10 protein-coding genes are annotated in these 11664 nt (G+C 67.0%); 6 read left to right on the plus strand and 4 right to left on the minus strand.

Annotation, left to right across the window (positions count from 1 at the left end):
• The first annotated feature begins 161 nt into the window (after positions 1 to 161).
• On the plus strand, positions 162 to 1061 hold the full coding sequence (locus tag ASD75_RS19485) for a DMT family transporter (RefSeq protein ID WP_056747455.1): 900 nt from the start codon (positions 162 to 164) through the stop codon (positions 1059 to 1061).
• A 56-nt stretch (positions 1062 to 1117) separates the two neighbouring features.
• Here the strand turns inward: ASD75_RS19485 and ASD75_RS19490 are convergent, their stop codons facing one another.
• Together ASD75_RS19490 and ASD75_RS19495 are read right to left on the minus strand one after the other, a co-directional pair.
• The gene (locus ASD75_RS19490; protein ID WP_056747456.1) at positions 1118 to 2158 is read right to left on the minus strand and encodes a M48 family metalloprotease; all 1041 of its coding nucleotides are present in this window, start codon (positions 2156 to 2158) and stop codon (positions 1118 to 1120) included.
• A 12-nt stretch (positions 2159 to 2170) separates the two neighbouring features.
• A complete protein-coding gene (locus tag ASD75_RS19495; protein ID WP_056747457.1) occupies positions 2171 to 2797 on the minus strand; it encodes an SH3 domain-containing protein in 627 nt (208 codons plus the stop codon).
• 63 nt (positions 2798 to 2860) lie between these two features.
• On the opposite strand from ASD75_RS19495, the gene ASD75_RS19500 reads away from it, so the two are divergent.
• The 3 genes from ASD75_RS19500 to ASD75_RS19510 all read left to right on the plus strand — a co-directional run bounded on the left by ASD75_RS19500 (position 2861) and on the right by ASD75_RS19510 (position 7626).
• The gene (locus tag ASD75_RS19500) at positions 2861 to 3691 is read left to right on the plus strand and encodes an SDR family oxidoreductase (protein WP_056747458.1); all 831 of its coding nucleotides are present in this window, start codon (positions 2861 to 2863) and stop codon (positions 3689 to 3691) included.
• 153 nt (positions 3692 to 3844) lie between these two features.
• Complete coding sequence (locus ASD75_RS19505) at positions 3845 to 4960, plus strand: TRAP transporter substrate-binding protein (RefSeq protein WP_235511661.1); 1116 nt, start codon at positions 3845 to 3847, stop codon at positions 4958 to 4960.
• Positions 4957 to 7626, plus strand: a complete 2670-nt coding sequence (locus tag ASD75_RS19510) for an EAL domain-containing protein (protein WP_056747459.1) — start codon at positions 4957 to 4959, stop codon at positions 7624 to 7626. Before ASD75_RS19505 ends, ASD75_RS19510 begins: the two co-directional genes overlap by 4 nt.
• A gap of 97 nt (positions 7627 to 7723) precedes the next feature.
• Here the strand turns inward: ASD75_RS19510 and ASD75_RS19515 are convergent, their stop codons facing one another.
• A complete protein-coding gene (locus tag ASD75_RS19515) occupies positions 7724 to 8623 on the minus strand; it encodes a DMT family transporter (RefSeq protein WP_056747460.1) in 900 nt (299 codons plus the stop codon).
• A 161-nt stretch (positions 8624 to 8784) separates the two neighbouring features.
• Between ASD75_RS19515 and ASD75_RS19520 the strand changes: the two genes are divergently transcribed.
• Together ASD75_RS19520 and ASD75_RS19525 are read left to right on the plus strand one after the other, a co-directional pair.
• Complete coding sequence (locus ASD75_RS19520; RefSeq protein ID WP_056747461.1) at positions 8785 to 9768, plus strand: quinone oxidoreductase; 984 nt, start codon at positions 8785 to 8787, stop codon at positions 9766 to 9768.
• A complete protein-coding gene (locus ASD75_RS19525; RefSeq protein WP_056747462.1) occupies positions 9765 to 10598 on the plus strand; it encodes a DUF4743 domain-containing protein in 834 nt (277 codons plus the stop codon). Before ASD75_RS19520 ends, ASD75_RS19525 begins: the two co-directional genes overlap by 4 nt.
• Here the strand turns inward: ASD75_RS19525 and ASD75_RS19530 are convergent.
• On the minus strand, positions 10552 to 11652 hold the full coding sequence (locus ASD75_RS19530; protein WP_056747463.1) for an SDR family oxidoreductase: 1101 nt from the start codon (positions 11650 to 11652) through the stop codon (positions 10552 to 10554). The genes ASD75_RS19525 and ASD75_RS19530 overlap by 47 nt on opposite strands.
• Positions 11653 to 11664 lie beyond the last annotated feature (12 nt).

Consider the following 11664-nt stretch of genomic DNA (forward strand, 5'->3'; position numbering starts at 1 on the left):
CACGGGGTGCACTTTGGCTTGTCAGCCATCGTTGATGAAGGGGGCGCCCGCGCAGAGGTTCGATGGCCTGCACCAGCCTTGCCGTGTCACACTGGGCGCAACGCTCCGGCGACCACTGTCCGGCAGATACTTCAGCAGGCGCTTTGCGTCCCTTCGTACCCGTGACCACTGAAAAGAAGAGCATTGCCTCCGGCCTTGTGCTGGCATTCCTGGGCTCCATCGCCTTCAGCGGCAAGGCCATCATCGTCAAGCTGGCCTACCGCCATGGGGTGGATGCGGTCACGCTCATCATGTACCGCATGCTGTTTGCGCTGCCCATCTTTGCCGTGATGGCCTGGTGGGCCAGCCGGGGCAAACCGCCGCTCACCCGCAAGGACTGGCTGGGCGTGCTGGGCCTGGGTGTCACCGGCTACTATCTGGCAAGTTTTCTCGACTTTGCAGGGCTTGCCTACATCAGTGCCAGCCTGGAGCGCCTCATCCTGTACCTCAACCCCACGCTGGTCGTGTTGCTGGGCTGGGTGTTATACGGGCGCGGTATCCGCTGGGCCCAGGCGGCAGGCATGCTGGTGAGCTACAGCGGCGTGGTTCTGGTGTTTGGCCACGAGGCCAACCTGCAGGGTGCCAATGCTGCCTGGGGCACCTTGCTGGTGTTCCTGAGCGCAGTCAGCTATGCCATCTACCTGGTTTACAGCGGCGAGATGGTGCAGCGCCTGGGCGCGCTGCGGCTGGTGGGGCTTGCCACCACCGTGGCTTGCCTGTGCTGCCTGTTGCAGTTTGTGGTGCTGCGGCCGCTGAGTGCGGCAGTCGTTGCGCCTGAGGTGATCTGGCTGTCGGTGCTCAACGCCACCTTGTGCACGGCCGCGCCCGTGCTGATGGTGATGATGGCCATTGAGCGCATCGGCGCAGGCATGGCCGCGCAGACGGGCATGGTGGGCCCGTTGTCCACCATCCTCATGGGCGTGTGGATTCTGGGCGAACCGTTCACGGTGTGGGTCGCTGCCGGGACGGTGCTCGTGGTCGCGGGTATCTTCATTTTTACCCGCATGGCGCGCAGGGTCTGACAGCCCACATCCCGCAGCCCTTTGGGGCGCCGTGACAAGGGCCGCCCTGCTTGCTTTTATGACGTCTTCTTTTTGGGAGCTGCCTTGCTGCGGGCTGGTGCCTCGGCCGGTGCTGCAGGCGACGGCACCGCTGCTGCTGCGGGCGCAGTTTTGGGATTCATACGCTGGGCCACCGTCACGGGGGCCGTGCCGGTGAATCCATCGAGGTTCTTGCCCATGGCCAGCTCCAGTTGCTCCAGGCGCGCCTGTGCCGGCGGGTGCGTGGCCAGTGCCAGCGTGAAGGCCGGGTTGTCAGGCGTGGCGGTGCGCAGGTGCTGGAGCACCGACACCAGTCCATAGGGATCAAACCCCGCGCGGGTGGCCAGGGCCACGCCAGTGCGGTCGGCATCGTACTCATCGGTCTGGTCCAGGCCGCGTGCGTATAGGTTGCGCCCCAGTGCCAAAAATTGCGAGGCCACCACGTTGCCCACGGCGTTGGTCTTGATCTGCGAAGCCACCAACTGGGTCAGCATGCCCGACTGTGCCGTCTTGCGAATGGCCAGCAGGTGGTGTTTGGCGGTGACGTGGGTGATTTCGTGGGCGAGGATGCCAGCCAGCTCGGCCTCGTCGGCGCAGCGGTCGATCAGGCCCTTGGTCACGAACACATACCCCCCCGGGGCCGCAAAGGCGTTGTACCCCGAGTCGTCCAGCACCACAAAGGTCCACGGCAGGTTGGGGCGGGGCGATTGCAGGCTGATCCAGCGCCCCAGCTGATTCACATACCGCTGCAGTGCCATGTCCGGGTGCAGGGGTTTGCTGCCCAGCAGCACGGCCGAGAGTTGGCGGCCGATTTCGATCTCGCGGGGCTCGTCGATGCTCTCGACCGAACGGGTGAGCATGCTGATGAGGTCATCCCCCTGGCCTGCGGGGCTGCCTCCACCGGTGATGGCGCCCAGCAGGCCTCCGCCGGTGTTGCTGGTGGAGCTGCCACCACCCAGGGCGTTGAGCAGATTCATGACCCCCTGGCTCTGTCCCTGGCTGGGGAGCACGGTCAGGGCCAGGGCGGTGCACGCCGCAGCGAGCAGCCGGGTGCGGGAGAGGGATGGGGGCAGACGCATGGCAGCTCTCGCTCAGTTGGGGCTGAAATTGGGGTCGGACGGATTGTTGGACGAGCCTGTCGCCCCCGATCCGCTGCTGGAGGAGGGCCGGGGCGGCTCCGCCAGGGGCGCCACGTTGCGTGGCTGCAGCGACGCATTGCTGGCGAACTGGCGGGCTTGGTCGGCGTTGACCCGCAGCCCCTCGGCCTGGGTCACGGCAGCCGGGTTGGGTTGCGCCTTGGCGATGTCTTCGGCTCCCAGACCCCGGATGCCCACGGTGGAGGTGGCGGTCGTCGTGCTGCCGCTGTTGCTGCCAAACAGGCCGCCCAGGCCGCGCATGCCGCTGGTGGCTGCATTTCCACTGGTAGGAGCAGCGCCAGACTGCGGGCCCAGGTCAAACATGTGCACCCAGCCCGTGGCGCCTTGTGGCGTACTGACCTTGGTCCAGGGGCCCTTGCGCTCACTGGTGCGCGTGACCACCGCGTTGGCTTCCAGGGGCGCCACACTGGCGCCGTTTTCTGTGGGGCTGTCGCGCAGCTGGGTGGCGCGTTTGACGACGGCTGCCTCCTGGGCATGTGCTGTGCCTGTCAGAAAAGGCGCGAGAGCCATCACGCCCGATGCCAGCCAGGGAGTCAGGGCTCTGCAGTGCAGCCGGATCATTTTGTAACTCTCCACTTATGATTTGTTGTGGCTGCGGCATGCAGCGTGAAACCGGAGATTGTTATGGATTTGGGTATTGCAGGCAAATGGGCGCTGGTGTGTGGCGCGAGCAAGGGGCTGGGCTATGGCTGCGCGCAGGCTTTGGTGCGCGAGGGTGTCAATGTGGTCATCAACGCCCGCAGTGCCGAGGCGCTCGAACAGGCTGCTACTCGTTTGATAGCTGAAAGTGCAAACAAGACAGGCGCCAGCGGACAAAAGGGTGCATCGCCGCAGGTGCTGGCTGTGGCGGCCGACATCACCACGCCCGAAGGGCGTGCGGCGGTGTTCGCGGTGGCCGGAGGACCGGGCCGTGACTTCGACATCGTGGTCACCAACGCAGGCGGCCCGCCCACCGGCGACTTCCGCGACTGGAACCGCGACGCCTGGATCAAGGCCGTGGACGCCAACATGCTCACCCCCATCGAACTGATCCAGGCCACCGTGGATGGCATGGCTGCACGCGGGTTTGGCCGCATCGTCAACATCACTTCCAGCGCCGTGAAGGCGCCCATCGACATCCTGGGCCTGTCCAACGGCGCGCGCAGTGGTCTCACGGGGTTTGTGGCGGGTGTGTCGCGCAGCAAGATTGCAGCGAGCGGGGTGACCATCAACAACCTGCTGCCTGGCAAGTTCGACACCGACCGGCTCGCAGCCACCGTCACGGCAGCCGCCAGCAAGGCGGGCAAGAGCGTCCAGGATGTGCGCTCCGCGCAGCAGTCGCAGATTCCGGCAGGGCGGTATGGCACTGCCGAAGAGTTTGGTGCCATCTGCGCCTTCCTGTGCAGCGTGCACGCGGGCTACATGACGGGACAGAACGTGCTGGCCGACGGTGGTGCCTACCCAGGTACGTTCTGACGCAGGCCGGGCCCGACGAGGCACGGCTGGTGGGCTGTGTGGCGCAGTGCTTGCGCAGAACGGAAGCTGGCGTGGTGTTTTGCCGACAGCTTTACCGGAGCGCTGAATAATTGGTGGAATACTGCGGACCAGCGCCTGCCACTGTCCGCCGCCATGCAATCTGTCCACATTCCCTTTCTGCTGCGCCTGAAACGCCACTGCACCCTGCTGTGTCTGGCGCTGTGCGTTGGGGCAGCTGTGCAGGCCGCCGATGCGGCCAGCGCGGCGGGTGCGGGCACTGCAGCGGCAGCTCCGTACCGGTTGCGCATCGTGGGCGGTCTGGCCGGTATCAGCCAGTACGTCCGGCAGGAAGAGCCCTTCTGGACCAAGGAGCTTTCTCGCCTGAGCGCCGGGCGCTTCCAGGCAGAGATCGTGCCCTTTGACCGGGCCGGCGTGCCCGGGGCCGAGATGCTGCGTTTGTTGCAGCTGGGCGTGGTTCCTTTTGGCACCACCCTGATGAGTTCGTTCACCGCGCAATACCCCGAATACACAGCGCCTGACCTGGCCGGACTGAACCCCGACCTTGCCACGCTCAAGACCACGCTGGCGGCGTTTCGCCCCTACCTCGAAAAGGCGTTGCGTGAGCAGCATGGTGTCGAGGCACTCGCCATCTACGTGTACCCGGCGCAGGTGGTGTTCTGCAAGAAGCCACTGCGTACGCTGGCCGAGCTGACCGGCCGCCGCGTGCGTGTGTCGTCGGCCAGCCAGGCCGACTTTGTGGGCGCCTTGGCCGGGGTGCCCGTGCTGACCAGTTTTTCGCAGATCGTGCCGAGCTTGACCGCGGGCAATACCGAATGCGCCATTACCGGCACCATGTCGGGCAACATGCTTGGCCTGCCGGCGCTCACCACCCACGTGCACACCCTGCCGGTGACCTGGGGGCTTGCGGTGTTTGGTGCCAACCAGGCCGCCTGGGCGGCGCTGCCGCCCGACCTGCGCACGCTGCTCAAGCGCGAACTGCCCCGCCTGGAAGCCGCCATCTGGGCCGAGTCCGAGCGTGAAACTGCCGACGGGCTGGCTTGCAACCGGGGTGCCCCCACCTGCAGCGCTGGCACCAAGGGCAGCATGGTGGTGGTGCCCGTGTCGCCCCAGGATGAGCGCAGCCGCCAGGAGATCCTTGAATCCACCGTGTTGCCGCGCTGGGTGCAGCGTTGCGGCGCTCGCTGCGCGCAGGTCTGGAACCAGACCATCGGGCCAGTGCGTGGGCTGCAGGCAGCGCCTGCGAAATGACAGAGTCCGCCGCACCTTCGCGCATCAAGGCCTATGTCTGGGCGGGCGCTGCAGTGTTTGTGGCGGCCGTGGTGGCGGTGGCCGGTACCCTGGCGTGGAATGCCCGCCAGGCCGCGCTGGCCGATAGCGAGGCCCAGGCCACGCGCTTCGTGGCGGGCGCAGAGGCGGCACTCAACCGCTCGCTGCTGGCCGTGGACGTGCTGCTGGCCAGCATGGACGAGCTGCTGGGACTGTCCAATGCCATGCCCAAGTGGCTGGATGCCGATACGGCCAGCCAGCGGCTGCGGGGGTCGGCGCGGCAGAACCTCATGGTGCGCTACGTGGCGGTGCTCGACAGCACGGGCAAGGCGTTGGCGTCGTCCGACCCCGCAGGCGCCAGCCTGTTGGTGCAGCTGCCGGCCGGTTTTCTGGAGAGCGTGCTGGAGCAACCTGTATCCACCCTGATGGTCAGCGCGCCGGTGGTGAGCTTTGCCAGTTCCGAGAAAGTGTTGTACTTCGCTCGCCACCTGCGCATGGCCGACAGCTCGCGGGTGGTGGCTGTGGCCGAGCTGCCGGTGTCGGCCCTCAGCTCGGTGCTGGTACAGGGCGTGGACATCAGCGGCCTGCAGGTCACGCTGGAGCGCGCCACCGGGCAACTGCTGCTGAGCGTGCCCAACCGCGAAGACGTGACCGCGCCCACCCTCACGCCGCCCATCGGAGATTTGGTCGACCGGGGAATGGCTTGGCAGGCCCCTGCGCGATTGACCGGCGAGCCATCGCTGGTGGTGTTCCGGCCCATCCTGTACCAGGACTTGCGCATCGCGGCCAGCATTCCGCTGGATGCGGCGCTCGCCGGCTGGCGCGACCAGCGCGATGCCATTGCGCTGACCACCGCGCTGTTCATCGCCATGATCTTTGCGGCGGGAGTGTTGGCGCTGCGCTATGTGGACCGGATGTCCCAGGCCCGCCTGGCCATCGCGCAGTCCAAGGCCACGCTGGACCAGGCGCTGGAGTCCATGGTGAGCGGCTTCTTGCTATTGGACAGCCAGCATCGGGTGGTGCAGTGGAACCGCCAGCTGGAGACGATTCTCCCGTGGCTGCAGGGCGTGATCACGCCCCTCATTCCGTTCCGAACGGTGCTGGAGGCCACGGTGGAGCACCATGTGCCCCGCCTGTCCGACGATGAGCGCAAGCGGTGGGTGAGCCAGCGCCTGGAGCGGCAAAAGCACCAGCCCGAGCCGCGTGAACAGTCGTACGCCAACGGCAGCACCATCCAGATCACCGAACGCGCCACGCCCGATGGCGGCCTCGTCATCAGCTACCACGACGTGACTGCGCTGCGCAAGGCCAGCACGGAGATCGAGAGCCTGGCCTTTTACGATCCGCTGACCAACCTGCCCAACCGCCGTCTGTTGATGGACCGCATGCAGCAAGCCATTGCCGCCAGCGTGCGCAGCGGGCAGTACGGCGCCTTGTTGTTCCTGGACCTGGACCACTTCAAGACCCTGAACGACACGCGGGGCCACGAGGTGGGCGACATGCTGTTGCGCCAGGTGGCCCAGCGCCTGAAGACCTGCGTGCGGCGCGAGGACACGGTGGCGCGCCTGGGGGGCGACGAATTCGTGGTCATGCTCAGCGACCTGTCGGTGCACCGTGATGAAGCCGCCGCCCAGGCGCGCCGGGTGGGCGAGAAGATTCTGCGCAAACTGAATGTGCCCTACACGCTGGGGGGCAACGCGCACCACAGCACGCCCAGCATTGGCGCCACGCTGATGGGCGGCAGCCTGCAGTCGTCGGTGGACCTGCTGAAAGAGGCTGACATCGCCATGTACCAGGTCAAATCGCAAGGGCGCAACGCGCTGTGCTTTTTTGACCCCCAGATGCAGATCGTCATCAGCATGCGCGCGCAGCTGGAGACCGACCTGCAGATGGCGCTCACGGCGCGGCAGTTTGTGCTGCACTACCAGCCGCAGTTCCACCTGGATGGCCGCATGGTGGGCGCCGAGGCCCTGATCCGGTGGCAGCACCCCGAGCGCGGGCTGGTTGCGCCCGGCGAGTTCATAGGCGTGGCCGAAGAAAGCGAACTCATCGTGCCCATGGGCCACTGGGTGCTGCGCACGGCCTGCGAGCAGCTGGCGGCCTGGCAGGGGGACGAGCGGTACCGGCACCTGCAGGTGTCGGTCAACGTGAGCGCGCGGCAGTTCCGACAGCGCGACTTTGTGGCCCGGGTGGTGGAGGTGCTGCGCGAGACGGGCGCCAAGCCACACCTGCTCAAGCTCGAACTCACCGAATCGCTGGTGCTGGACAACGTGGACGACACCATCGCCAAGATCGGCATGCTCAAGACCAAGGGCGTGCGCTTTTCGGTGGATGACTTTGGAACCGGCTATTCATCGCTGGCGTATCTCACGCGGCTGCCGCTGGACCAGCTCAAGATCGACCAGTCCTTTGTGCGCAACCTGGGGGTGCGGCACACCGACGATGTGATCGTCCAGACCATTCTGGGCATGGCACGCAACCTGGAGCTGGATGTGATTGCCGAAGGAGTGGAAACCGAGGCACAGAAGGACTTCCTGGCCCGGCACGGCTGTGTGTACTTCCAGGGCTATCTGCTGGGGCGGCCCACCCCGGTGATGGACCTGGAGGCGTTGATGGAGTCGGCCACCACGCTCACTGCCCCGGGTTGATGGGCCCAGAAAAGCCGCGCCTTTTGCTACTCTTTGTGTAGCAATTGGGGCAATAAATACCTGCGCTACCGCCGGTTTTTGCCAAAACTGGAATCCGTCAACGCCGTGACGACACCACAATGCCACCCACGATCAGCGCGAACGCCACGGCATGGAACGCCTTGGGCGTGTCGCCCAGAAAGGCCGCCGAGAGCACCCCGGCAAACAGCGGCGTGAGGTTGATGAAAAACCCGGCGGCTGCGGGCCCGGCGCGTTGCACGCCCACCCCCCAGCAGCGGTAGGCCAGCACCGCAGGCCCCACGGCGATGAAGGCCAGGGCGGCTATCAGCGGCCATCCCCATGCGATGTGCGTGCGCCCGCTGGCCCATTCGGCCCCCGCAAAGCTGCCCGACCAGGCCAGTCCAAACACCATTTGTGCCATCAAAAACGCAGCCCAGTCGCCCCGGATGCTGGTGGGCTCGCTGGTGCGCGACAGCAACCAGCTGTAGAACGCCCACGAGATGGTGGCCAGCAACATGAACAAGTCGCCCGGCACCAGGCGGAAGGCCAGCAGCTGCGACCACTCGCCCCGGCTCAGCACCAGCAGCACACCACACACCGACAGCAATGCCCCCAGTACCTGCCGCCGCGTGACGGTGGCCCCGAAGAACAGCGCGCCCACGGCCAGCATCCACACCGGCATGCTGGAGCCGACCAGCGTCACGTTGATGGGGGTGGAGGTCTGCAGCGCCATGTACTGCAGCGCGTTGTAGGCCCCGATGCCCAGCAGGCCCAGCAGCGCATAGCGGCGCCAGTGCGGCCACAGCGGGCTGTCGGCGCGCAGCACGCCATGGGCCAGGGGCAGCAGGATGGCAAAGGCCAGCACCCAGCGGATGAAGTTCAGGGTGATGGGGGGAATCAGGTCATGCACCAGCCGCCCCACCACAGCGTTGCCGGCCCACAGCAGGGGCGGAATCACCAGCAGCACGGCCGTGCCGGGTGTGATTTTTTGAGTCATGGGGCTGCACTGTAACGGTGCAGCCCGGGCCCTGCTGCGCCCGGGGCACAAGGCCCCAGCACGCACCGGTGCTGCAAGGGCCGTCGGCAACCGCGTGCGATTCGTGGCAGGATGACCGCCGTTGAGACATCCCCCCTTTTTTGTTTGAGGAGACGTTAGCCATGAGCCTTGCCGTCCAGATCCGCCAGCACGGTGGTCCCGAAGAACTCCACATCGTTGACGTCCCTGTGGGCGAGCCTGGCCCCGGTGAGGTCCGCATCCGCCACCACGCCATCGGCCTGAACTTCATCGACGTGTACCACCGCACCGGCCTGTACCCCTTGAGCATGCCCGCCACCATCGGCATGGAAGGCGCGGGCGTGATCGAGGCGGTGGGCGAGGGCGTCACGCACCTGAAGGTGGGCGACCGCGCCGCCTATGCCAGCAATCCTCCCGGCGCCTACTGCGAAGTGCGCGTGATGCCCGCCAAATGCGTGTGCAAGCTGCCCGACGCGATCAGCTTTGAGACTGGCGCGGCCATGATGCTCAAGGGCCTGACGGCGCAATACCTGCTCAAGAAAACTCGGCCTGTGGAAGGCCTGCAGCCTGGCGACCATGTGCTGTTCCATGCCGCAGCGGGCGGTGTGGGCCTCATCGCCTGCCAATGGGCCAAGGCGCTCGGCCTGCAACTCATCGGCACGGCGGGGTCCGATGCCAAGTGCCAGCTGGCGCTGGCCAACGGCGCGGCGCACGCCATCAACTACAGCACCGAGGACTTTGCGGCGCGCGTGAAGGAGATCACCGGCGGCAAGGGCGTGAAGGTGGTGTATGACTCGGTGGGCAAGGACACCTGGGACAAGTCGCTCGAATGCCTGCGCCCCTTCGGTTTGATGGCCAGCTTCGGCAACGCGTCGGGCCCGGTGGCGCCGTTTGCGCCCGGCAGCCTGGGCGCCAAAGGCTCGCTGTACGTCACGCGCCAGACGCTGTTCACCCACATCGCCACGCGCGAGGCCACGCAAGCCATGGCGGACGACCTGTTTACCGTGGTCGCCAGCGGGCAGGTCAAGATCCACATCGACCAGCGCTACCCGCTGGCCGATGTGCAGCAGGCCCACCGCGACTTGGAAGCACGCAAGACCACCGGCTGCACCGTCCTCACGCTGTGAACGCGGCTGTTCAGGCGCCCACCTTCGACCAGTGGCTGGCAGGGGCACGCCAGGCGGCGCAGCAGCCACCGGCCCAGCCGCGCCAGCCCCTGGTGGTGGCGGGGCAGGTGGTGGGCTCGGTAGCGCCCGGGTTTTTCAGTCAAATCAGCCTGAAGCGCTTGATGAATAAGCGCTACCAGCTATCAGAAGCAGGGCATTCTCAGGGCCTTGCTTGGCATTTGCAGGCATCGCCCACCGACACCACGGATGCCCTCAACACCCTGGCCGCCGCGCTGCGCGATGCGGGCCTGTGTGGCCCCTGGCGTGATGAGCAGTTGGCGGTCACCAACCCGGCGGGCGAGGTCATCGGCACCGTGGAGCGCGGGGCGGTGCGTGTGCTGGGCGTGGCCACCCGCGCCGTGCACCTGGTGGGCCTGGCGCCTGACGGGCGCATGTGGGTGCAAAAGCGCTCCCTGACCAAACCCAACAACCCCGGGCTGTGGGACACGCTGATGGGTGGCATGGTCTCTGCTGCCGACTCTCTGCCGCAGGCCCTGGCCCGCGAAACCTGGGAAGAGGCCGGTTTGCGGGTGGAGGCATTGGCCAACGTGGCGCACGGGGGCCAGGTGCTGTTCAGCCGCCCCAGCCGCGAGGGCGGTGGCGTGGGCTTCATGGTCGAGCGCATCGACTGGTTTCGCGCCCAGGTGCCTCAGGGCATGGAGCCCGACAACCAGGACGGCGAGGTCGAGCGTTTTGACCTGCTGCCTCTGGAGGTGGTCCGGGAGCGCATCGCCCAAGGGGCGTTCACGCTGGAAGCCGGGCTGGTGATTGCGGGGTTTCTGGGGGTGTAGTTGCCGGTGCGGCCTGGGCGTGCCCGCTCCCGCTGCTACCGGAGCAGGCTGGCAGGCAGCCCAGGCCCTGCAAGGTGGTCTGCACTGCCTCGTCCAGCGGGGTGTGTGGCTCCTCACCCAGCACCGTCCGCAGCCGGTCGTTGGTCATGCGCACGGGCTGCTGCCACAGGTAGCGCATCTCGCGCATTTCACGCAAGGTGGTCACGAACGGCGAGGCCAGCGTGACCAGCCACCACGGAAAAGCCTGCACGCGCGGCGCCTGGCTGCCCCGCGCCACCACCACACGGCCAATGGCAGCCGCCATCTGCGTGCCGTCGGCATCCCAATGCCCAGCCAGGTGAAAGCGGGCAAATGCGGGCAGCTCGGCGCGCCGCTCCAGCAGCAACACCATGGCGCGCGCCACGTCCGGCAAGTACGACCACTGGTGCCCGATGCCCGGTGCGCCTGGCTGCTTCACCGTGGTCACCGGTCGTCCCGGCTGGACCAGGCCCTGCGCAAACCAGCTGTTGCCCGCCTGCGGGCCAAAGAAGTCGCCCGCGCGCACGATGATCACGCGGCATGCTGCCTCCAGCGGGTGTGGCACGGTGGCTTGCTGCAGGCGGCGCTCCAGCTCCACCCGCAGGGCGCCCTTGCGCGTGCAGGGGTGTTGGGGGGCGTCTTCGTGCAGCACCGGGAAGGCATCCGGCCCGTAGTTGTAGACGGTGCCTGGCAGCACCACCGTGGCCCCGTGCGCCCGGGCCGCTGTAATCGTGTTGTCGATCATCGGCAGCACCAGCTCGCTCCAGCGCCGGTAACCGGGCGGGTTGACCGCGTGCACGATCACCTGGCAGCCGGTGGCGGCGGCCATCACGTCGGCCCGGGTCATCGCGTCGCCCCGCATCCAGGTGAACCCGCCGCGCTGTTCTCTGGCCTGCGCTGCGTTGCGGTGCAGTGCCACCACCTCCCACCCCCGGTCACGCAGCTGGCGCGCCACCTCGCCGCCAATGCCGCCGGTGGCGCCCAGAACCAGTACCTTGGGGCGGCTGCCGATGGGGTTGTTGGGGTTGTTGCTCATCGCGATACTCCT

The sequence above is a fragment of the Acidovorax sp. Root568 genome (assembly GCF_001427445.1).
Lineage (GTDB): Bacteria > Pseudomonadota > Gammaproteobacteria > Burkholderiales > Burkholderiaceae_C > Acidovorax > Acidovorax delafieldii.

Coding starts and splice junctions, on each gene's coding strand:
- ASD75_RS19490 (WP_056747456.1), bottom strand. CDS start 2,158: ATGCGTCTGCCCCCATCCCTCTCCCGCACCCGGCTGCTCGCTGCGGCG.
- ASD75_RS19495 (WP_056747457.1), bottom strand. CDS start 2,797: ATGATCCGGCTGCACTGCAGAGCCCTGACTCCCTGGCTGGCATCGGGC.
- ASD75_RS19500 (WP_056747458.1), top strand. CDS start 2,861: ATGGATTTGGGTATTGCAGGCAAATGGGCGCTGGTGTGTGGCGCGAGC.
- ASD75_RS19505 (WP_235511661.1), top strand. CDS start 3,845: ATGCAATCTGTCCACATTCCCTTTCTGCTGCGCCTGAAACGCCACTGC.
- ASD75_RS19510 (WP_056747459.1), top strand. CDS start 4,957: ATGACAGAGTCCGCCGCACCTTCGCGCATCAAGGCCTATGTCTGGGCG.
- ASD75_RS19515 (WP_056747460.1), bottom strand. CDS start 8,623: ATGACTCAAAAAATCACACCCGGCACGGCCGTGCTGCTGGTGATTCCG.
- ASD75_RS19520 (WP_056747461.1), top strand. CDS start 8,785: ATGAGCCTTGCCGTCCAGATCCGCCAGCACGGTGGTCCCGAAGAACTC.
- ASD75_RS19530 (WP_056747463.1), bottom strand. CDS start 11,652: ATGAGCAACAACCCCAACAACCCCATCGGCAGCCGCCCCAAGGTACTG.